18 protein-coding genes are annotated in these 20,536 nt (G+C 66.9%); 10 read left to right on the top strand and 8 right to left on the bottom strand.

The window, feature by feature from the left end; translation table 11 throughout:
* Positions 1-88: 88 nt before the first annotated feature.
* The 3 genes from CRO39_RS15000 to CRO39_RS14990 all read right to left on the bottom strand — a co-directional run bounded on the left by CRO39_RS15000 (position 89) and on the right by CRO39_RS14990 (position 4,735).
* Positions 89-1,222 (bottom strand): YdcF family protein, encoded by a 1,134-nt coding sequence (locus CRO39_RS15000; RefSeq protein WP_097122758.1) that lies wholly within the window; start codon positions 1,220-1,222, stop codon positions 89-91.
* Positions 1,222-3,717 (bottom strand): TonB-dependent receptor, encoded by a 2,496-nt coding sequence (locus tag CRO39_RS14995; RefSeq protein WP_097122757.1) that lies wholly within the window; start codon positions 3,715-3,717, stop codon positions 1,222-1,224. Before CRO39_RS14995 ends, CRO39_RS15000 begins: the two co-directional genes overlap by 1 nt.
* A gap of 337 nt (positions 3,718-4,054) precedes the next feature.
* Positions 4,055-4,735, bottom strand: coding sequence for a class I SAM-dependent methyltransferase (locus CRO39_RS14990; RefSeq protein ID WP_097122756.1), 681 nt, complete (start codon positions 4,733-4,735; stop codon positions 4,055-4,057).
* A gap of 275 nt (positions 4,736-5,010) precedes the next feature.
* On the opposite strand from CRO39_RS14990, the gene CRO39_RS14985 reads away from it, so the two are divergent.
* From CRO39_RS14985 to CRO39_RS14975, 3 genes are read left to right on the top strand one after another with little or no spacing between them, the layout of a single operon-like run.
* A complete protein-coding gene (locus tag CRO39_RS14985) occupies positions 5,011-5,820 on the top strand; it encodes a MipA/OmpV family protein (protein WP_238394624.1) in 810 nt (269 codons plus the stop codon).
* A 32-nt stretch (positions 5,821-5,852) separates the two neighbouring features.
* Positions 5,853-6,560 carry a response regulator transcription factor gene (locus CRO39_RS14980; protein WP_097122755.1) on the top strand — a complete coding sequence of 236 codons (708 nt, stop codon included), beginning with the start codon at positions 5,853-5,855 and terminating at the stop codon, positions 6,558-6,560.
* Positions 6,541-7,914: a sensor histidine kinase gene (locus tag CRO39_RS14975; protein ID WP_162125806.1), complete on the top strand. Its 1,374-nt coding sequence runs from the start codon at positions 6,541-6,543 to the stop codon at positions 7,912-7,914. The genes CRO39_RS14980 and CRO39_RS14975 overlap by 20 nt, the downstream gene beginning before the upstream one ends.
* A gap of 513 nt (positions 7,915-8,427) precedes the next feature.
* Here CRO39_RS14975 and CRO39_RS14965 read toward each other — a convergent pair.
* The 3 genes from CRO39_RS14965 to CRO39_RS14955 form a co-directional block, all read right to left on the bottom strand.
* Positions 8,428-8,808: a hypothetical protein gene (locus tag CRO39_RS14965; RefSeq protein ID WP_141400820.1), complete on the bottom strand. Its 381-nt coding sequence runs from the start codon at positions 8,806-8,808 to the stop codon at positions 8,428-8,430.
* 82 nt (positions 8,809-8,890) lie between these two features.
* Positions 8,891-9,886 carry a sulfotransferase family protein gene (locus tag CRO39_RS14960; protein WP_141400819.1) on the bottom strand — a complete coding sequence of 332 codons (996 nt, stop codon included), beginning with the start codon at positions 9,884-9,886 and terminating at the stop codon, positions 8,891-8,893.
* A complete protein-coding gene (locus CRO39_RS14955; protein WP_097122751.1) occupies positions 9,876-10,913 on the bottom strand; it encodes a glycosyltransferase in 1,038 nt (345 codons plus the stop codon). The genes CRO39_RS14960 and CRO39_RS14955 overlap by 11 nt, the downstream gene beginning before the upstream one ends.
* Positions 10,914-11,147: 234 nt before the next feature.
* On the opposite strand from CRO39_RS14955, the gene CRO39_RS14950 reads away from it, so the two are divergent.
* Together CRO39_RS14950 and CRO39_RS14945 are read left to right on the top strand one after the other, a co-directional pair.
* Positions 11,148-11,861, top strand: coding sequence for a response regulator (locus tag CRO39_RS14950; protein WP_097122821.1), 714 nt, complete (start codon positions 11,148-11,150; stop codon positions 11,859-11,861).
* Complete coding sequence (locus CRO39_RS14945; protein ID WP_425479710.1) at positions 11,861-13,396, top strand: sensor histidine kinase; 1,536 nt, start codon at positions 11,861-11,863, stop codon at positions 13,394-13,396. Before CRO39_RS14950 ends, CRO39_RS14945 begins: the two co-directional genes overlap by 1 nt.
* A gap of 186 nt (positions 13,397-13,582) precedes the next feature.
* Here the strand turns inward: CRO39_RS14945 and CRO39_RS14940 are convergent, their stop codons facing one another.
* Both CRO39_RS14940 and yihA read right to left on the bottom strand, forming a co-directional pair.
* Positions 13,583-14,947: a glutamate--cysteine ligase gene (locus CRO39_RS14940; RefSeq protein ID WP_097122750.1), complete on the bottom strand. Its 1,365-nt coding sequence runs from the start codon at positions 14,945-14,947 to the stop codon at positions 13,583-13,585.
* 235 nt (positions 14,948-15,182) lie between these two features.
* Positions 15,183-15,818 carry a ribosome biogenesis GTP-binding protein YihA/YsxC gene (gene yihA / locus CRO39_RS14935; RefSeq protein WP_097122749.1) on the bottom strand — a complete coding sequence of 212 codons (636 nt, stop codon included), beginning with the start codon at positions 15,816-15,818 and terminating at the stop codon, positions 15,183-15,185.
* Between the two features lie 428 nt (positions 15,819-16,246).
* On the opposite strand from yihA, the gene CRO39_RS14930 reads away from it, so the two are divergent.
* The 5 genes from CRO39_RS14930 to CRO39_RS14910 all read left to right on the top strand — a co-directional run bounded on the left by CRO39_RS14930 (position 16,247) and on the right by CRO39_RS14910 (position 20,518).
* Positions 16,247-17,035, top strand: a complete 789-nt coding sequence (locus CRO39_RS14930; RefSeq protein WP_097122748.1) for a c-type cytochrome — start codon at positions 16,247-16,249, stop codon at positions 17,033-17,035.
* Positions 17,036-17,126: 91 nt separating this feature from the next.
* The gene (locus tag CRO39_RS14925) at positions 17,127-17,759 is read left to right on the top strand and encodes a thiol:disulfide interchange protein DsbA/DsbL (protein ID WP_097122747.1); all 633 of its coding nucleotides are present in this window, start codon (positions 17,127-17,129) and stop codon (positions 17,757-17,759) included.
* A 99-nt stretch (positions 17,760-17,858) separates the two neighbouring features.
* Positions 17,859-18,662, top strand: a complete 804-nt coding sequence (locus tag CRO39_RS14920; RefSeq protein WP_097122746.1) for a thiol:disulfide interchange protein DsbA/DsbL — start codon at positions 17,859-17,861, stop codon at positions 18,660-18,662.
* A gap of 13 nt (positions 18,663-18,675) precedes the next feature.
* Positions 18,676-19,446, top strand: a complete 771-nt coding sequence (locus tag CRO39_RS14915; RefSeq protein ID WP_097122745.1) for an endonuclease/exonuclease/phosphatase family protein — start codon at positions 18,676-18,678, stop codon at positions 19,444-19,446.
* Positions 19,447-19,822: 376 nt separating this feature from the next.
* Positions 19,823-20,518, top strand: coding sequence for a response regulator (locus tag CRO39_RS14910; protein WP_238394622.1), 696 nt, complete (start codon positions 19,823-19,825; stop codon positions 20,516-20,518).
* Positions 20,519-20,536 lie beyond the last annotated feature (18 nt).

Here is a 20,536-nt window from a genome sequence, read left to right as displayed (position 1 = left end):
CTTGCCTGCAGCCTGGCCCGATGGCTGCAGGGCGACGCCGATAGCAACGCCGCGGCTGGCATCTTCCGCATGCCCGGCTCGCGAAGGCTCAGGGATCGAGCGGATCGAGCGGATCGACCCGGGCCGAGTCCGGGGACGGACGGAAAACGATATCGAAGGACGAAGTGCGTTCCCCCACGCTGCCGGGTTGGTAACCCAGTTCGCGCCGGTTGCGCGCAACGAACTCGGCGCTTTCCACCGCGTCGATGTGCGGCGGGTCGCTCAGGACCAGCGCGTCGCGATCCATCGGCGCCTTCATCGCCATCAGCAGCCGCGCGGCGTTGCGCAGGTTGGTGGTCGTATGCCGCGCGTAGGGTTCGATCGCGATCGCATGCGCCGGCACCCGGTAACGTTCGATCAATGCGCGGCGCATTTCGACGGCCTCGACGGAGCGCGTCCCGCGCGGATGCACGGCCGCGCCGCTCACGATGATGAAGGGCGCCAGACCGCTGAAGTAGCGCTGGGCGGCAACCTTGACGTGCAGCTTGCCGCGTGCGCTCAGCGGCGTCAGCAGGTCTTCCGGTCCGGCGCCAAGGACGATGATCGCGGTGTAGCGGTAGCGCGACCAGTCCAGTCCCCGGGCATGCTGGAAGGCGTCCGAGTTGAGACCGCCGTCGAGCGGCTCGAAGGCGATGGCGTCCAGGCGTTCATTCGCGTCGAGCAAGGCCAGCGCCAGGCCGATACTGGGATCGAACGCGGCGACCGCTTCTTCGCGGCCCAGCTCGCTGATGGAGGCGGCCACGGCGACGTCGGCGGCGAGCCGCCGGCTGCCCTGCTTCCCTATCGGACCGTCGATCTGCGGATAGCGCGGGGTGCCGCCTTTGCCATAGACCTCGAGGACGGCGTTGAGCCCCACCAGCTCGCGAATGACGGCGTCGCGGCGCTCGCGGGCCTCGGCAGAGGTTCCATCGGCAGCGGCCATCTGCGCTACCAGGCCCATCTCGTGTTCCTTCCAGACCGACGCATCGACCTTGCAAGCCGCATCCTCCGCGCAGGCGGCAAGACGGCGATCTCGCTCGGCCAGCATCGAGCGGACCTTTACGTTCGCCTGCGACCGGTCCATCGCAGCGACCACCGGAAACAGACGCTGGCCGAGCGCGGCGGTTACGCTGTCTTCCGCGGTGGCCGCGAATGCCGGTTGCAACGCGGCCACGGCCATGCACAGCAGCAGCGCGAAACGCATCACCAGCTCCGGCTCAGTACCAGGCGGAAATTGCGGCCGAACAACGGACGGCCGTAAATCGCCTCGCTCGAGCCCTGGCCTGCCAACGCGTCGGTGCGGGTATTGCCTTCGGTCAGGCCTTTCTCATCGGTCAGGTTGTCGCCGACCAGTTGCACGCCCCAGGGGCCGCGCTTCCAGGACAGCCCGAGGCCCAGCGTCTGGTAGGAAGGCAACGCCGTGCGGTTGAACAGATCCACGTAGGCCTTGCCGACGAAATCGTAGCGAAGATAGGCCTCGATCTCGTCGTTGCCGGCCAGGAACCTGAAGGTCGGGCGGATATTGCCGTAGAGCTTGGGCTCGCGGACGATCTGGTTGCCGTTGACCGCGCTGGGATCCGCGCCGGCGCTGTTCTGCAGGTTCCTGTACTGCGGGTCGCTGACCGTCACCGCGCCGGCCAGCGAGAACCAGTCCGAAGCCCTGAACATGCCGTCTATCTCGACGCCCTTCGACACCGCGGTACCGATGAAAGGCACCGACTGGTCGTTGCGGCCGGTGACCGGGTTGTAGGCCACGAACGAGGCATTGAGCGGGTCGAACTTGGTGTAGAACGCTGTCAGGTACAGATAGGCGCGATCGAAGGTCGCCTTCAGGCCCAGTTCGTACTGATCGGTCTTGGTCTCGACAATGGTCGGATCGATGCTGCGTGCGACGCTGGACTGCGGCGCGATTTCCACATGCGAAGCGCGGCCGTAGGCGCCGAAGGTGGCGGTGAAGTCGTAGTTCAGGCCGACCGTCCAGTTGGTGACCGACGGATCGATGTTGTGCGTCTGGGTAGCGCCGCTGAAGCGCCGGGTGGTATCGTCGGCCAGCGTGTCGGCGTCGCCCAGGTCGGCGCTGACGGTCTGCTGGGCATAGCCGTCATAGCTGTAGCGCTCGTGGCGGAGGCCGGCGTCCAGCTTGAGCCTGTCGGTGATTTCCCAGGTGTCGTTGACGTAAACCGCAAACATCTTGGCATCGACCTCGCCGGCGTTGAGCGTGGTCGTGTAGCGCAGCACACCGTTGTCGGTGACGTAACCCAGCGGCGCGCCCTGGGCCGAGTAGGCCACCAGGTCCAGCGTCCTTGGCTTGCCCGCGACTTCCAGCAGCATGTCCTGGTAGGCGGTGAACGCCGTGGTGCCGTAGAACGCGGTATAGACGCCGATATTGAGATCGTGCGCGCCGGACGCGGTTTCGAAGCGGCGGGCCGCGCTCAGGTCCGCCTGCGCCGAATAGAACTCCGATTCGATGGCGCGGTACTGCGCCGACATCACCAGGCCGGAAGCCGAATACGGGTCGTAGGCCGTCGCGCCGTTGCTGCCGGCCAGGGCATAGCCCATCGACGCGACATCCGCGCCGAAAGCGCCCTGCGCCCGGCTCAGGTAGCTGTTGGCGAACGTGTTGCCGTCGACCGGATTGGTGGTGGAGTAGAGCGCATCGAAGCTCAACTTGCCCTTGGTGTAGCCGGACTTGAGCGAGACGACCCAGTCGCCGGCGCTGTTCTCGTACTGGAAGCCGATGTTGCCGAAGCGCATATGGCGGCCATCGGCCAGATCCCGGTGCAGGCTCTGCATGACACCGGCCGAATCCAGGTACTTCAGGTTCACGTTGCGCAGCGAAGGCGAGTTCATCGTACCGGTGAAGTAGTCCAGGTACGGATCCAGCGACACCGACGGATCGCGCGGATCGGCAATCGGGATCGGCAGGTAGAAGACGTTGTGGTCGTCGACGAAGGTGGCGCTGACCTTCATCCAGCTGTCTTCCATGTAGTGCTTGAGGTTGGCGCGCAACTGGCCGCCCTGATCGTTGGGGAAGCCGTTGTCCCGATAGCCGTCGTGGTGGCGAAGGAAGCCGCCTACGGCATAGTAGGTGTCCTCGGAAAGGGCGCCCGATTGATAGACCTCGCCGCGGTAGAGCCCGGTATCGCCCAGCGTGAGCTGGGCCTTGCCCTTGGTCTGGTCGCCGCCCTCGGCCAGGATGTTGTTGACGATGGCCGCGCCGCCGCTGGCGTAGATCGGCGCCGGACCGCCGCGCACGACTTCCACGCGCTGGTTCATGACATCGAAGCGGTGCATGCCTTCGCCGGAGTTGAAGAAGTGCCCGTCGATTTCGTGGTACAGCGGCAAGCCGTCCTGCTGGAAAATGATGTAGCCGCGGTCGGTCGGAATGCCGCGCAGGCGGGTGATGTTCTGCACTTCGCCGCCGGTCGATTCGACATGGATCCCCGGCACGTTGCCCAGCAGGTCGGCATAGCTCTTGGGCGCCAGCTTCTGCACTTCCTCCGCGGTCAGCGAATTGACCGCATAGGAAGCGTCGAAACGGCGCTGGGTCCGGGCCGAACCGGTAACGACGACCGCGTCCAGATCGCTGACCTTGTCGCGTTCCCCGGAAGCGGAAGTCGCCGTCGCCTCAGGGCCCGCAACCGCCGCCTCCTGCGCGTTCGACAGCACGGGAGCAGCAAACGCGATCGCTATTGCCATCGCAATGCGACCGTAGGGGTAACCACGCAGACCGTACATGAGCCATGAACCCTTCGATGAGTGGAGAAGTCCGTCGCCGCCAGGCGACAATCGGGCATTGTCCGAAGCGTTCGTTACAGGCGTGCGTAACATCGGGGGTTTTTCCAGGCGCGGGGAACCTCCACTGCCGCCGATGACACGGCCTGGCTACGTTCGGCGCTGCCGGCGGGCACCGGCAGCGATGCGATCCCTCAACGCCTCCCGCCAGCGCGGCACAACGCTGCGCATCTTCAATGGCAAGCGGGATTCGATCCCGCCATCAGGCTTCAACCGCACTGGCGTTGCGCTTGCGGCCTGGCTACTGCGCTGGCGCGTAAGCGACCCAGCCTTTGAACGTGAATCCTGCGTAGAACAGTTCAATCGTCTCGAAGCCCGCCTGCTGCATCAGCGCGACATCCTGCTCCGGCGACAACGCGGGAAGCCGGGCGCCGATGGCATCGATGGCCGTCTTCGCATTCGCCCAGGGAATCCCGGACGACACCGCGAACGCTGCGTACCGTTCCAGCCAGCGCGCCTTCTCGCGCTCGCCTTGCGGAAAGCTGTGATGGGCGACGATGAGCGGCGCTCCCGGCTTCAAGCGTCGTTTCAGTTCCCGCAGCGTATGCAAGCGTTCTTCGACCGAGAGGAAATGCAGGGTCAGCAGACAGGTCGCGCCATCGAATGGAATCTCCGGCGCGGCGTCGATATAGCCCTCGAGCAACTGCACGCGCGAGGCAAGCGGACCCAACGTGGCATTGGCCAGCTTCAGCATCTCGGCTGACGGATCGATACCCAGCAAGCGCCAGTGCGCCTGCGCCTCGGCGAAGGCCTTCAGTTCCAGGCCGCCACCGGCACCGAGAACCAGGACATGGCCATCTTCGGGAACGGACTCGGCCAGAAGCAGGGCCGCCATCTGTTGCAGGGCATGAAAACCCGGTACCTGCCTGACAGGGCCTTCGGCATACCGGGCGACAGCTTGCGGATCGGAAAACGAGGACACGAGGACTCCAGAGATCGGTACAGGTCCTGAATGCTACCGCGCAACGTCCGCATCCGGCCCGCGTCCAGAAACGGACAGCAGGCCAAGCCGGTCCCCTCGTCGCCATGCGCGAATGGAACCGCGATCGGCGGTGTACCCGCGATGATGGCTGCGCCCTGCGCATGCCCGGGTCACCGGCAAAGGCGAGTGTCGAGCCAGCTGAACGGGAGGCCTATCAGCGGCCACGCGTAAGTCGCGCGTAAGTCGCCGGCGGCAAGACTCGTCCGCCCTCCCCCATGAAGCCGCGCCCCATGCTCAAGTACATCGCTACCGTGCCTTTCCTGATTCCCGCACTTGCCTTTGCTCAAACCTCCAGCAGCGATCTGCTGGCAAAGGCGGACGACGACCGATGGACGCTCGGCCTGGCCGCGTCCATGAGCGACAGTCCCTACGCGGGCGAGGACACGCGGGTGCGTCCATTTCCGCTGCTGACTTTCGATGGAGACCGCGTGTTCTGGCGCGGCCTGTCCGGTGGCGTGCATGCCATCAAGGGCGACACCTTCAGCCTGGACGTAATCGTCGCCGGCCGCTTCGATGGCTTCGACATCGAGGATCTCGGCCGCCAGGAACTGGCCCGCAACGGCATCGATGCCAGCCTGCTGGACGATCGCGACGATGGGCTGGACGCGGGCCTGGCAACCAGTTGGAGCGGGCGCGCGGGCGAGTTCAAGCTGCGTGCGCTGGTCGACGTCACCGACGCCAGCGGCGGGTACGAAGTGGCCGCCGACTACGCCTACGCCCTGCACTGGGGCCGGACCACGGTGGTGCCAGGGATCGGCGTGCGCTGGATGTCCGACGACCTGGTCAACTATTACTATGGCACCCTGGACGAAGAGATCGCCCGTGGCGTGCCCTTCTACCAGCCTGGCTCGGCGGTGGTGCCCCAGGTGAGCATCGGATTCTCCCGGCCGCTGGGGGAGAAGTGGAAACTGCAAGGATCGCTCGACTACAAGTTCCTCCCCAACGAGATCACCGAAAGCCCGCTCATCGAGCCCGACACCGACGGCTCGGCAAGACTGATGATCGGTATCAGCCGCAGCTTCTGACCGGTCCGACCCGCTTCCTTCCCTGGCCGCTCATGTCCCAACCCTTTCTCCTTCCCAACAGAATCGCGCTGGTCGAAGATCACGAACGCCTGGCCGTTCTGGTGGAACGGGGCCTGGGCGCTGCGGGAATCGCGGTCGATGCCTTCCATAACCTGGATACGGCCTGGCACGGTGTCGTCCAGCATGCCTACGCTGCGGCGATCATCGACCGCGGCCTGCCCGATGGCGACGGCCTCGAACTGGTCCGGCGCATGCGCGCGGCCGGCAATCGCACGCCCTGCCTGATGCTGACCTCGCGCGACGCGCTGCGCGACCGCGTGGATGGACTGGATGCCGGTGCCGACGACTATCTGCCCAAGCCCTTCGCAATGGAGGAGCTGGCCGCGCGGGTGCGCGCGCTCATGCGTCGCCCGCCCGAACTGCGCGACCTGCAACTGGTGCACCGCGGTCTGCAGGTGCTGCCGGAAGCCGGTTGCATGAGCTGTGCCGGCGAACAGATCAGCCTGGCTTCGGCCGAGCTGCAGATCATGATTTGCCTGGTACGCGCGGCAGGCCAGGTCGTCCGCCGCAGCGCGCTGGAGGCGGCGGCATGGGGCGTAACCGAGGCGGTCACGCCCAATGCGCTGGATGTGGCCCTGCACCGGCTGCGCAGGAAGCTGGGCGCCATCGACGCCGGCCTGTCCATCGTCAACATCCGCAACCTGGGGTTCGCCCTGCGCCATGAAGATGCTCCCGCGTAGCCTGACCGGGCGGTTGATGGCCGCAACGATGCTTGCCGTGATCGCCGCGACCATCGCCGCCGTCCTGGTCATGTCGGCCTTCATCTGGCCCAGCTCGCCCGATGCGGTTCTGCGCGCCGAGCTTGCCGACGAGGTGGAACATATCGAAAAAGGGCTGCGCATCGATCCGGACGGCAATGTCAGGGTGTTCCTGAAGCCCGAAACCGCAAATACCTATGACGCCATGCCCAAGGATGCCGCCTACCTGCTCATCGACGCCGGCAAACGAACCGTGGCCCATAGCCCTGACGGCCCCGCATTGCAGGCGCTCATGGCAATGCCGCCGTCGGCGCGGATCATGCCGGTCAAGAGCGGCGGCGCCGACATCCGGCTGCAGGTCACCCAGGAGACGATCGCCCATGAGGGAAGCCGCTACACCGTCCGGGTCGCGCGCAGCGACCGGCTGGTGACGACATTGAACGACTACGCCGGCGAACTCTATTTGCGCGCAGGCGCCATCACGGTATTGCTGGCGTTGGCCACGTTTGCGCTGGTGGTCTATCTGACCGTCAATCGCATGGTGCGGCCGTTGCGGCAGGCCTCGCAGGCCGCCGCAAGCGTCGGCCCCCGGAATCTGGGCACCCGGCTACGGAGCGAAGGCCTTCCCTCCGAAGTGGTGCCGATGATCGAAGCCTTCAATGCGGCGCTGGCGCGGTTGGAAAACGGCTTCCGCGTCCAGCAGGAATTCCTGGCCTCGGCCGCCCACGAGCTGAAGACGCCGCTGGCCCTGCTGCAGGCCGAGATCGAACTGGGTGGCGCGGCCAACAAGGCGCTGCTGTTGCGCGACACCGCGCTGATGGCGCGCCAGGTCCATCAGCTGCTGCATCTGGCCGAGGTCAGCGAGGGCCACAACTATTCGTTCGCCCCGCTCGGCATCCGCGCGGTCGTCGACGACGCGGTGGACTATCTCGCCCGCCTGGCCGAGCAGCGGCAGGTCGCCGTGGCGGTGGACGTAGAGGGCGCACCCGACGGAACGGTCGATGGCGATGCGGCGGCGGTCTTTGTCCTGGTCAAGAACCTGCTTGAAAACGCCATACACCATTCTCCTCCGGGCAGCGCCGTGCGCGTGATCATCGATGCCGCCGGCTTCAGCGTCCAGGATCAGGGCGCGGGCATCGCCGAGAACCACCGCGCGCAGCTGTTCAAGCGATTCTGGCGCGGCAATCCCAAGGACGGCGAGGGTGCCGGTCTTGGCCTTTCCATCTGCATGGAGATCTGCCTTGCCCATGGCTGGAGCATTCGGCTTGACCCTGCTCCCAACCGCACCGGCGCGCGTTTCCTGGTGCGCACCGGCAAGGATGGCGACCGGGCTTGAGAGCGCGGCGCGAAGACGGGCGGGTGCGGCCATCTTCACCCTGCAAGCGCCTGCAGAATGCCAAAAAAAGCTGTCCCAGCCTTTCATTCAAGGCGGCTGCGACAGCAGCCGGCTCGGGCCTGGCCCGTCCATCGCCAGGCGCAGCGTCCAGGCCAATGCAGGCATCCGCCGCGTGGGCAACCTTCCGGGCGCCGGCTGCGCCTTCACCATCGACCTGCCACGCCGTTGGTTGCCGGCAGATTCGCCGGTCTCAGGAACCGCATAGCCCCGGCTGTCCTGTCGTCGCTCGAATCGGGAGCTTGCCTCTTCCGCGAATGAAGGAGGGGAGTCGCCACACCGTTTTGCCTGGGGCGCGGGAAAGTCGCCGGATCCCGCCTACGCGGCGGCGAGGGGACGGCAACCATGGCGACAACAACCGCTTCAGGGGCGCTTGCCGCGCCTGCGCCGGCAAGCCGGGCTACCTGTCCGCGCCGATGGAATGCGGTCCGCGAACCGCAGCGGCAACCGCAGGTTTCAGCGTTCCGGCGGCGGTGGCGGCCGGTCGCCGCCCGGCCCGCCTCTTGGCCTGGCAAAACCCTTGGCGGCCATGCAGGCTTCGAGCTTCTTCATGTCCGGCCGCTTGCCTTTGCCTTCATCGGCCTCTCCGCGCTCGCCTGGTGCGGGCCGATGCCCGGGAGCGGGGAGCGGCGCGACGCCCTGTTCTGCCGCACAGGCCTGCATCGCCGCGTCGAACTCGGGATTGCGGCCATGGGCGGGGGGCGGCGGATGCGACGACTCGCCGCCATCGGCAGCCGGCGGCGCTGCCTGCGCAGCGGCGGTTGCGGCCAGAATCGCAAACGACAGCGCGCCGGCCGCCATCGCCATTACGGCAGGTCTGAGAAAAGGTGACGTCATGTTTTGATCTCCATGCTACGGGTCTGTTGACGCTATCGGGAGGAGCTTCTGATGGTTGGGACAGGAGGTTGTCGTTGCCGCTTCAAGGGCGCGCCACCACCTGCGGCAGCTGCGACAGCGACCACCAGTCCGGCCGCTGCAGCATCGAGCGGATGCGCAGGCGCTGAGTGGGGGTGAAGGTATCGAGAAACTTGCGGCGGTCGGTCAGGGCGCCAAAATTGGCTCGTTTCCAGGGCTCGTCCGCGCGTATAAGATCGCGGGCCACGCGCGCGTGGCGCTCCCAGATGCCGGACTCGTCGGCGCATTCGAGGAAACGCAGCACGTGCGACAGCGTCCGGACCGGATCGGCCAACAGGGTTTCGTAGCGCACCAGCAGGTGATGCCGGTGGCCGCACCAGGACAGGCTCTCGGCCAGGGCGCGATTCCAGCGGTCGGCCGCCCGCTCGATATCCAGAAACGGCTGCCACGCCGGATAGTCCTGCGCGGCGCGGTACAGCGAGGCGACCACTTCCTCACCATCGCGGACGATGTGGAGGATGCGCGCATCGGCGACGTGGCGCTGGATCTGCGCGGCATAGAACAGATGGTCCGGCGTCTTCTCCAGCCAGATGCGTTTACCTGTCTGCAGGCTTTGCTGGTCCAACGCATCGACGAAGCGCCCGACGTGCGCGCTCAGGCGATAGGCCTGCAGGCCAGCGAGGGGGCGGGTTGCCAGCATGCCGGCCAGTTCCGGAATGGCGGCCCAACTCCTGCGGCTGCGGCCGGCACTCACCCAACCGCATGCCGCCATGGCACTGCGTCGGCATGCCTGCAGGTGGCGCCGCCAACGCCGGTGCGGGGGCTGGTGCGCATGCGCCAGCCGGCGATGCTCCTGGCTGTGGAGCAGATTCTGGAAGAAATGCGTTTCCGGCAGCGAGTGGATCGCCGAGTGCGCCGACAGCAGACTCTGCAGCAACGTGGTGCCCGAGCGCGGACAGCCGACCAGGAATGCGCGCGCCAGGATGCCGGCGTGCCGGTCGCATCCAGCCGTCCCATCGCCGCGGCTGGCGGTCGGGTATGTGCCGTGCTCAACCATCATTGGCAATGGCCGATGCCGGGTCGTCGGCAAGGTGATGCGATGCGCTCGCCGTCAACCGGTTGCAGCCATCGCTCAGCACCGCGCTGCGCAGGCGCTGGCGGAATGCGCGGTCGTTGGCAAGGAAGAATTCGCGCGCCTCGCAGGCCAGGCTCCACCGCTGCGCGGGCGACAACGCCAACGCGCGGGAAACCGCGGTCTCGATGCCCTGCGCATCGACCCGGTAGGATCTGACCAGCCCGTTGCGGTGGGCTCCGGCCGGCACAATCAGGATGCCGCGCCGATGCGTGACCAGTTCGTTCATCGGTTCGGCATCGGTGGTGATGGCGACCGCTCCGGTGCTCATCGCCTCCATCAGATAATGGCCGAAGCCTTCGGTCTCGGACGGGCAGATATGGAAGGCGTGCGCGTTCTGCAAATGACGCAGGCCGGCATCGTCCAGATAGCCGACGCGATGATCGATATTGGCTGCCGTCGCGACCTCCCTGGCCGCTTTCGGATGCTGCACCACCGTCAGCGTGGGCCACTCCGGGTGCCGCTTCCAGGTCTCCAGCAGCACCTGCGTGCCCTTTGCGGCGCTGCGCCCGGCCAGATGGAAAAACGCATGGCGGCGCGCCACTTGCGGGTCGTACCGGTCGCGGCTGGTGAAGCCGATGTAACGGGTGCGGCAACCCAGGCGGCGGAACACCGCTTCGGCATGCCGGGTCTTGCACAGCACCTGCTCGAAGCAGCCAAGATAGCGGTGCCATTTCGGCAGGAACCACTCGGGATTCGGCACCAGCAGGTTGCGCTGGCCCAACGGCAGGCAGCGCGGATAGACCCGTTCGGAGAAGATCTGCGTACGCGCCCTGCCACGCAGGCCGCGCGCCACCCACAGGCTGGCCTCGCGGCCCCAGTTGAAGGCCCGGGTGGAGCCGAAACCGACCACCTCGATCAGCGAACCGGGCGAATCCAGCGCTTCGGCCATCACCTCCAGGTCGCGGCTCAAACCGACGCCATTGTTGCGGCTGATCAGGCGTATCGAAGGCATGGGTCGCGCATCTGCGGTGGGTGGCCTAGCTTCGCCACCGGTTTTGCCGCGGTTGTGTCAGTGTTTGTCAGCGCCGACACACGGCCAGAAGCGTTCAGGCAGCGGCAGGGTTCGGCTCCGCGCGCATGGGCGAACAACGGAACTTGAACGTTTTTGTCAGCTTCTTTACGGCCCGGACAAACGCTCAATACACTGGACTGCTATTCCTATGCCATGAGCGCCGAGACTGCCGATATGGACATGCAATCACTCATCCTGGTCGTCGACGACGATCCGGATCTGCGGCGGTTGATCACCGACTTCCTGGCCGGTCATGGCTACCAGGTCGAATCGGCCAACAACGTGGCGGAAATGCGCCGCGCCATCGAGGCGCGCCGTCCGGATCTGGTGGTCCTGGATGTGATGATGCCGGGCGAGGACGGCCTGAGCGCCGCCCGCCAGTTGGCCAGCGAACATGGGCCGGCGGTGATCATGCTCAGCGCCCTGGGCAGCGATACCGACCGCATCATCGGCCTGGAAGTGGGCGCGGACGATTATCTGGCCAAACCGTGCAACCCGCGCGAGTTGCTGGCGCGGGTGCGCGCGCTGCTGCGCCGCAGCCAGTCGCCGGCGATACCGACGGATGTGCGCGGCAATCTTTACGAGTTCGCCGGCTGGCGGCTGGATGTGATGCGTCGCGATCTGCGCGACCCCACCGGCATCTTCATCAATCTTTCCGACGGCGAATTCTCGCTGCTGCGCACCTTTGTCGAACATCCGCAGCGCGTGCTGAGCCGCGACCAGTTGCTGGACTACGCGCGCGGACGCGGCAGCGAAGTCTACGACCGTGCCATCGACAGCCAGATCAGCCGCCTGCGCCGCAAGATCAACGAGCGCGTGCAGACCGAGCTGATCCGCACCGTGCGCAACGAAGGCTACATGCTGCTGCCGACGGTCGTGCGGCTGTGATCAGGCGCGCCGGCCGGGGCCGCCTTTCCATCTTCGTCCGCACTTTCCTGCTGGTGGCCGCGGCGCTGCTGGTGGCGCAGGGCATCGGCATCGCGCTGCTGGTGATGCGCACTCCGGTGTTTTCGCCGCCGGTACATCTGCCGGAAGTGGTGGCGCTGCTGTCCAGCCAGATGCCCAGCGACAACACGCGCCTGAAGGTATACGCCACGGCTCTGGCGCCGACCATGCCCGATGCCAGGGGCTACCGCGAAGACCCGCGCATGCAGGCGGTGCTGGCCCAGTGGCTGGAAGTGGAACCTACCCAGATCCGGTTCTACCGGCGGCTGGAAGACGGGCCGCCTGTCCAGGTCAGGTTCCAACGGCGCCTGGAAGACGGGCCACTGCCCGCCGAGGACCCGCTGCCAGGCGTCGGCGCTGGCTTCCCGCCAGAACCGCGCGATGGGACGCTCCCGTATGGCCGACCGCTCCCGAGCCTGCCGCCGAACCTGGAAGGGGGCTCGCCGCCGGGCGTACCGCCGGAGATGATGCCGTTCCAGGACGGTCGGGCGATGCGCTTCGGCATGCACGAGGACTTCATCGCCGCCGTTCGCCAGGCGGATGGCCAATGGCGCGTGATCGAATACGCCGGGCGCGGACTTTCCGGCCGGTTCAAGCGCCAGGTGGCGCTGCTGTTCGTGCTGGGCCTGCTGGCCACGCTGCCGATGGCCTGGTGGTTTTCGCGCGCGCTGGCCGCGCCGATACGGCGCTTTGCCGACGCCGCCGACCGCCTGGGCCAGAATCCGGATGCGCCGGCGCTACCGCGCAGCGGTCCGCCCGAGCTGGTGCAGGCCGCCGATTCGTTCAATGCCATGCAGGCGCGCCTGGCCCGGTTGCTCAACGAGCGCACGCATATGGTCGCCGCCATCGCCCACGACTTGCGCACGCCGCTGGCACGGCTGGCGTTCCGTCTGGATGGCGTCCCGCCTGCACTGCGCGAAAAGGCCGCCGCCGACATCGACGAAATGAAGGCGATGATTGCCGCGGCGCTGGATTTCATCCGCGATCACAGCCGCGCCGGCTTGCGCGAACCGCTCGATTTCCGCCTGCTGGTGGAAAGCGTGGTCGATGACCTCATCGACACCGGCCACGAGGTGACGTTCGAGCCCGGTGCCTCGGTGGTGCTGAGCGGCGACCCGCTGGCGTTGCGCCGGATGGTCACGAATCTGATCGATAACGCGCTGAAGTACGGCCAGCGCGCGCGGCTTTCGCTGACCGCCGGGAACGGCAACTGCCGCCTGCGCATCGACGACGACGGCCCCGGCATCGATCCGGCGCAGCGCGAACAGTTGTTCATGCCGTTCTTCCGCGGCGAGGCCTCGCGCAACCGCGATACAGGCGGTATCGGCTTGGGGCTATCGGCCGCGCACAGCATCGCGTTGGCGCACGGTGGCGAAATCAGCCTGGAAAACCGCCCCGAAGGCGGCCTGCGCGTCACCGTGCTGCTGCCATGCATGCCGCAACGCGACGCCAGGCGCAAAGACGGTTCGCGACGGTAGCGGGAAACTCCGCAGCATCTTGTTCCAGGCGTTTGCGCCCGGTCATTCCCGCGCCGAGCCTGCCCCGCCCGGAGCGGGCTATGCACTGGATAGCCGCGCGCGCTGGGCCTGAGCGACGGAATCAAGCGTGCGCGGTAAACGGGCGCACCGGAAACGCCCCGCACAACGCCTGCATCGACTGCCTGATCAGTAAGCGAACTCGCGGAACACGCGATCGATGTCGCCCTGCCACGGGCCATTGAACAAGGCCAGCTTGTGTTCGGCCGGCGTCTGGTTGGCCTCGACGATCTCGACCAGCGTGTCCAGGAAGCCGCTTTCGTCGACGCCCTTGCTGTTGAGCACGGCGCGGCGGCGCAGGCCGGCGATGGCGATCTTGATCGCTTCGACCGCCAGATCGCGCACGCTTCCGTTGCGGAACGGCAGTCGCAGGGCGTGCCTCGGCACGCCGTCCCTGAGCGCGTGCCGTTCGACCAGACTGAAATCCTTGACCAGGTCCCAGGCCGCATCCAGCGCGGCATCGTCGTACAACAGGCCCACCCAGAACGCCGGCAAGGCGCACAGGCGATTCCACGGGCCGCCGTCGGCGCCGCGCATCTCCAGGAATTTCTTCATCCGCACTTCCGGGAACGCGGTGGTCATGTGATCGGACCAGTCGGCCATCGTCGGCAATGCGCCCGGCAGCGCCGGCAACCGGCCCTGCATGAAATCGCGGAAGCTCTGCCCGCTGGCATCGTGATAGATGCCGTCGCGGTAGGAAAAATACATCGGCACGTCGAGCAGGTAGTCGACATAACGCTCGTAGCCGAAGCCGTCCTCGAACACGAAGTCGAGCATGCCGGTACGGTCGGGGTCGGTGTCGGTCCAGATGTGCGAACGGTAGCTCAGGTAACCGTTGGGCTTGCCTTCGGTGAACGGCGAATCGGCGAACAGCGCGGTGGCGATGGGCTGCAGCGCCAGCGACACGCGGAACTTCCTGATCATGTCCGCTTCGCTGGAAAAATCCAGGTTGACCTGCACGGTGCAGGTGCGGGTCATCATGTCCAGGCCCAGCTGGCCGACCTTGGGCATGTAGTTCTTCATGATCCGGTAGCGGCCCTTGGGCATCCATGGCATTTCGTCGCGCCGCCATTTGGGCTGGAAGCCCATGCCGAGAAAGCCCAGTTGCAGCTCGTCGGCCACCTGTTTGACTTCCTTCAGGTGGCTGCCGACTTCCACGCAGGTCTGGTGGATGTTTTCCAGCGCCGCGCCGGAAAGTTCCAGCTGCCCGGCCGGTTCCAGCGTGACCGAGGCGCCGTCCTTGGACAGAGCGATCACCCGGTTCTTCTCTTCGATGGCTTCCCAGCCGAACCGGGTCAGGCCTTTCAGCAAGGCCTCGATGCCGCGGTCGCCGTCGAAGGTGGGGGGACGCAGGTCGTCCAGGCGGAAACCGAACTTTTCGTGCTCGGTGCCGATGCGCCAGTCGGCCTTGGCCTTTTCGCCGGAGGCGATGTACTGCACCAACTGCGCGCGGTCGGTGACGATCGTTTCGGCGGCATGGCTGGGGCTGGACAAGGGCTGGCTCGCGCGGAAGGAAGGACGGCGATGTGGGGCCGCAGGGCCCGCACCGCAAGGTCGGCACTATAGCCCGCCGCCCGGCCGCGCAGCGCTCTGCCGGCCTGCCTACAGTGTTCCACCGGCAGCGAGCATTCCACCCCAAGCCATGTCTGCCGTAGGAGCGACGTGAGTCGCGATGAGGCTGCGCCGGTAAAGCCCTATCGCGACTCACGTCGCTCCTACAGGGAATGATCTATTCCATCAGGCGCTTGGCGGACGCCGCAGAAGGCAGCAGGCCCAACCAGTCGGCAACCACCTTGCGCGCTTCTTCCACGCCCTGCTTGGACTCGCCGGAGAAGGTCTGCACGCTGACGGTGTCGCCGAAGGCCGAGAACAGCTCCTTCCTCACCGCCTGCAGCGTGTTGGCCTGCTGGCCGCGGCCCAGTTTGTCGGCCTTGGTCAGCAACGCATGCGCGGGCAGCCCGCGCTGCACGGCGTAGCCGAGCATCTGCCGGTCGTAGTCCTTCAGCGGATGGCGGATATCCATCACCACCACCAATCCGCGCAACGCCTCGCGACTGCGGAAGTACTGATCCAGGAACGCCTGCCAGTGCGCCTGCAGTTCGTGCGGCACCTTGGCGTAGCCGTAGCCGGGCAGGTCCACCATGTACCGCTCCGGTTGCACCTGGAAGAACACCAGTTGCTGGGTGCGGCCGGGAGTCTTGGACACCCGCGCCAGCGCGTTGTGGCCGGCCAGCGCGTTCAACGCACTGGATTTGCCGGCGTTGGAGCGGCCGGCGAACGCGACCTCCACGCCGGTATCGGGCGGAAGCTGGCGGGCGTTGTGGGCCGAAAGCAGGTAATGGGCGGAATTGAGCGGATTGGACATCGCCTAGGGCCTGTTAATGCTATTGGGGTAGGTCACGCCGCCATTGCGTGCGTACGGGACAAGGAAGAATGAGGAAATGTATGTCGATACATGCCCGAGTGATGACGCGGTAACGTGCGCACGCAGTGGCGGCCCTCCGGGTTGTTCTCCAGCGCTTGCCAGGCGGCCGCGCGCGGCTTGAACAGGCCACCAGCCTGTCGCTGCGCCGCGCACAACCACCTGGCAAGCGCTGGAGAACAACGTGACTTACCCCAATAGCGCTAACAGGCCCTAGCATGGCACGCCCGGTGCGGCGATGGGTCGCCTGGGCAACGCGGCGACCCGTCCGGCCTGCGCCGAATTGACCGCCGAGGCCCGTCGCGACGATAATTGGCCGGTTTCGCGGCTGCCATTCGGCGCCGCTTCGTCAAGGTTTACGGAGCTTTAGCATGCGCCACGCTCGCGTCATGGGATTTGCCGGACTGGCCATTGTGGCCGTCGGGGCGGTCGCATTTGCACAGACCACGGTCAATCCGCTGCCGGAAAACGCCCCGGTGGAAACGGCGTCGCTGGATGCCGTGGACCTGACCAAGACCGCCTGGGGCGACGCCGAAGCCGGCCAGGGCAAGGCCGCCGCCTGCGCCGCCTGCCATGGCGCCGACGGCAATCCCAGCGATCCGCAGTACCCGCGCATTGCCGGCCAGAGCGAACGTTATATCGCCCGCCAGCTGGCGCTGTTCGCCTCCGGCGAGCGCAGCACCGGGCTGGCCGCGGTGATGGTGCCGTTCGCGCAGACCCTGAGCGCACAGGACATGCGCGACGTTGGCGCCTATTTCGCCACCCAGAAGGCCGGCGCCGGCCTGGCCGACGACGGCGAGATTGCCGATGGCCCGTACAAGGGCATGAAGTTCTACGAAGTCGGCCAGCAGCTGTACCGCAGCGGCGACGCCGCGCGCGGCGTCCCGGCCTGCCTGGCCTGCCACGGCCCCGCCGGCGCCGGCAACCCCGGCCCGGCCTATCCGCACATCGGCGGCCAGATGCAGGACTACACCGTGCGCCGGCTGCAGGAGTACCAGGCCGGCACCACGTCGGAGAAGGATCCGGCGCTGTTCAAGATCATGGCCACGGTCGCCAAGCCGCTGACCGAGCAGGAAATTCAGGCGCTGGCCAGCTACATCCAGGGCCTGCACGACCGTGCCGACGACGAGGCCGTGGCGCAGGCCGCACCGAAGTCGTGAACTTTGGCGGCCGCGCGCGGTCGATGGTTCACAGTTCATTGCGCCGGCCCGATGATGGCCGGCGTTTCTTTTTGCATCCGGAGATTCGGCGATGAAATCCCGCCTGTTGCTGCTGCTGTTGGCCTTGCTGCCGGTGCTGGCCGTGGCCGCGCCCGCCACCCCGGTGGCAGGCGTGGACTATGTCGAGATCCCCGGCGGGCAACCGCTCGCCCCGCTCAACGGCAAGGTCGAGGTGGTCGAAGTCTTCGGCTATACCTGCATCCATTGCGCCAACTTCGAACCGGCGGTCAGCGCCTGGAAGCGCAAGCAGCCGTCCTACGTGCGCTTCACCCCGCTGCCGGCGGCCTTCGGCGGCTACTGGATGCCGTACGCCCGCGCCTACTACGCGGCCGAGTCGCTGGGCCTGCTGGACAAGACCCACGCGGCGATGTTCAAGGCCCTGCACCAGCAGCACGCGCTGCCTATCCAGAACGCCTCGGTCGAAGAAATCGCCAGCTTCTATGCCGGCTACGGCGCCGATCGCCAGCGTTTCGCCGATGCCATGCGCAGTCCTGAAACCGACGCCAGGCTGGAACGTTCGCGCGAGTTCGCCGCCGCCGCCGGTGTCGAAGGCACCCCGACCCTGATCGTCAACGGCAAGTACCGCGTGATCGGGCATGGTTTTGCGGATGCGCTGCGGATTGCCGACTACCTGATTGCCCGCGAGCGCGCCGCACGAAAGTGACGGCCGGTCACGGTATGCCGGTGGGCGGGCACCGAGAATGCCCCGTTGCCGGCCCGATGCCGTATATCTACCCCCTTTGACCCCGTTGGAGTTTGAGCGATGAATCTACGTCTGGTCCTGACCCTGTCGCTGCTGCTGCCGCTGATGGCCGCCTGCAGCAAACCCAACGAAGCGCCCGAAGCCGCGGCGCCGGCCGCCGAAACGGCGGCACCGGCAACGACGGCGCCTGCCGAACCGGCTGCCGACAGCGAAACGCCGGCAGCGACCGCCGATGAAGCCGCCGCCGAGCCGGCCGCGCCCGCGGCCGCCATCGCTCCGCCCAGCGGCCCGGCGCCGGTGCCGGGCGTGGACTACACCGTGATCCAGAACGGCCAGCCGTTCGCGCCGCTCAACGGCAAGATCGAAGTGGTCGAGGTGTTCGGTTACACCTGCGGCGGCTGTGCGCAGTTCGAACCGGTGGTCAAGTCGTGGAAGCGCAGGCTGCCGGCCGATGTGCGCTTCACCCCGGTGCCGGCCGCCTTCGGCGGCTACTGGGTGCCGTACGCGCGCGCCTACTGGGCGGCCGAGTCGATGGGCGTGGTCGACAAGACCCACGACGCCATGTTCAACGCCGTGCATGTGCAGCGCAGCCTGCCGGTGCAGGGCGTGACCCCGGAGCAGTTCGGCCAGTTCTACGCCAAGTACGGCGTCGACGCCAAGACCTTCATCAGCACCTACAACAGCTTCGGACTGGAAGCCAAGCTCGGCCGCGGCAAGAGCTTCGCGGTGGCCAGCCGGATCGAGAGCACACCGACGCTGGTGGTCAACGGCAAGTACACCGTGTCGGTCGGCGAGACCGGCGGCTATGAGAAGATGCTCAACACGGTTGAGCATCTGATCGCGCAGGAGCGCTCGGCGCAGTAAGCCGCTTCCGCCAATGAGCACGACGTCCGGCATCCGCCGGCTGCGGCTGCTGAGCGCCAACATCCAGGCCGGCTCCAGCACCCGCCGCTACAGCGACTATGTGACCCGCAGCTGGTCGCATGCGCTGCCGGCCGGCAACAAGCGCGGCAGCCTGGACACGATTGCGGCCATGGCCGGCGAGCACGACATCGTCGGCCTGCAGGAAGCCGACCCCGGCAGCCTGCGCTCGGGCTTCACCAACCAGACCCATTACCTGGCCGAGCGCGCCGGTTTCGATTACTGGAGCCACCAGCCCAACCGCAATGTGGCGCGGGTGGCCGGCAGCGCCAACGGCCTGCTCAGCCGGCTGGAACCGGTGGAAGTCAGCGACCACGCGCTGCCCGGCCGCATCAGCGGCCGCGGCGTGCTGATGGCGCGTTTCGGCGACGGCCGCGAAGGCCTGACCGTTGCGGTGGCGCACCTGTCGCTGGGCGCCAACTCGCGGCGCGCGCAGCTGGCCTTCATCGCCGAACTGCTGTCCGATCACCCCAATGCGGTGCTGATGGGCGACTTCAACTGCCTGCCCGACCGGCCGGAAATGGAAACGCTGTACAAGCACACCCGCCTGCTGCCGCCGCAGTTCTGCGTCCCCACGTTCCCCAGCTGGCGCCCGCAACGCGCCATCGACCACATCCTGGTCAGCGCCGACCTGGCCACCCACGACGCCCGCGCCCTGCCCGCGGCCAACTCCGATCACCTGGCCCTGGCGATGAACATCGATGTGCCCGAGCGCGCGCTGCGCTGAGCGCGCGGACGCCGTGGCGCAACTCTGGCAGCTTGCAGAAAACCCCGCGTCCTGCGCCTCTTTCAGGTCGCCGCCGGTCTTGGCGATGCCCGCAAAGCATTTTTTCGGCGGCCCGCCAAGCTAGTGTGGTGTCCCGCAAATAACTTACTCATCTGACTTGGTCCTGGCCCCCGATCCTGCGTTGCTCGTCGTCACCATAGTCCCGCTATGCCTCCTCCTCGCGCCTTGTCTCGGGGGCCAATCCACTGCGCCATACAAGCAAGCTATTTGCGGGACACCACACTAGAACGGTTGGACGCGGCCTGCTACGGTATCGCGCATGCATGCCCCAGCACCCCCGTCGCCTTCCGCCGGATCCGGGCTACCTCATGTTCTGGTGGTGGAGGACGACGCCGAGATCGTCAACCTGCTGTCGCGCTATCTGAGCGGACAGGGCATGTCGGTGAGCGTGGCCGAAAGCGCGCACCAGTTGCACCACGTACTGGGCGGCCGCGAGGTCGATCTGATCCTGCTGGATCTGGGCCTGCCCGATGCCGATGGCCTGACGCTGATGCGCGAGCTTCGCCAGCGCTGGCATGGGCCGCTGATCATCGTCAGCGGGCGCGGCGAGCCGGTCGAACGCATTGTCGGCCTGGAACTGGGCGCCGACGACTACGTGACCAAGCCTTTCGACCTGCGCGAGCTGCTGGCGCGCATCCGCTCGGTGCTGCGGCGCGCCCAGCCGGTCGCGCCGCCGCCGGAGCGCCGCGACAGCCAGGGCTTCGAGTTCGATGGGTTGAAGCTGGACGTGGCGGCCAGACAGTTGCACGACCGCTCTGGACAACCGGTCGCGCTGACGACCGGAGAATTCGAGCTGCTGCTGGCCCTGCTGCAACGCCCGCACCAGGTGTTCAGCCGCGACCAGCTGATGAATGCGCTGCATGGCCGCGAGTCCGGTCCCTACGATCGCGCCATCGACGTGCAGATCGGACGGCTCCGCAGAAAGCTGGAAGCCAATCCGGCCGAACCGGCCATCATCAAATCGGTGCGCGGCGCGGGTTATCTGTTCGCAGCGCCGGTACGGCGGTTCTAGAGCGCGTTATGGACGCCG

The organism is Pseudoxanthomonas wuyuanensis (genome assembly GCF_900215535.1).
Lineage (GTDB): Bacteria > Pseudomonadota > Gammaproteobacteria > Xanthomonadales > Xanthomonadaceae > Pseudoxanthomonas_A > Pseudoxanthomonas_A wuyuanensis.
The sequence above is the reverse complement of the archived record's forward strand: the minus strand, read 5'-3'. Positions and strand labels throughout refer to the sequence as shown.

Bases quoted from the DNA above. Each gene is read 5' to 3' on its own strand.
- CRO39_RS15000 (WP_097122758.1), bottom strand. From the start codon at position 1,222: ATGCGTTTCGCGCTGCTGCTGTGCATGGCCGTGGCCGCGTTGCAACCG.
- CRO39_RS14995 (WP_097122757.1), bottom strand. From the start codon at position 3,717: ATGGCAATAGCGATCGCGTTTGCTGCTCCCGTGCTGTCGAACGCGCAG.
- CRO39_RS14985 (WP_238394624.1), top strand. From the start codon at position 5,011: ATGAAGCCGCGCCCCATGCTCAAGTACATCGCTACCGTGCCTTTCCTG.
- CRO39_RS14980 (WP_097122755.1), top strand. From the start codon at position 5,853: ATGTCCCAACCCTTTCTCCTTCCCAACAGAATCGCGCTGGTCGAAGAT.
- CRO39_RS14975 (WP_162125806.1), top strand. From the start codon at position 6,541: ATGAAGATGCTCCCGCGTAGCCTGACCGGGCGGTTGATGGCCGCAACG.
- CRO39_RS14965 (WP_141400820.1), bottom strand. From the start codon at position 8,808: ATGACGTCACCTTTTCTCAGACCTGCCGTAATGGCGATGGCGGCCGGC.
- CRO39_RS14960 (WP_141400819.1), bottom strand. From the start codon at position 9,886: ATGATGGTTGAGCACGGCACATACCCGACCGCCAGCCGCGGCGATGGG.
- CRO39_RS14955 (WP_097122751.1), bottom strand. From the start codon at position 10,913: ATGCCTTCGATACGCCTGATCAGCCGCAACAATGGCGTCGGTTTGAGC.
- CRO39_RS14950 (WP_097122821.1), top strand. From the start codon at position 11,148: ATGGACATGCAATCACTCATCCTGGTCGTCGACGACGATCCGGATCTG.
- yihA (WP_097122749.1), bottom strand. From the start codon at position 15,818: ATGTCCAATCCGCTCAATTCCGCCCATTACCTGCTTTCGGCCCACAAC.
- CRO39_RS14930 (WP_097122748.1), top strand. From the start codon at position 16,247: ATGCGCCACGCTCGCGTCATGGGATTTGCCGGACTGGCCATTGTGGCC.
- CRO39_RS14925 (WP_097122747.1), top strand. From the start codon at position 17,127: ATGAAATCCCGCCTGTTGCTGCTGCTGTTGGCCTTGCTGCCGGTGCTG.
- CRO39_RS14920 (WP_097122746.1), top strand. From the start codon at position 17,859: ATGAATCTACGTCTGGTCCTGACCCTGTCGCTGCTGCTGCCGCTGATG.
- CRO39_RS14915 (WP_097122745.1), top strand. From the start codon at position 18,676: ATGAGCACGACGTCCGGCATCCGCCGGCTGCGGCTGCTGAGCGCCAAC.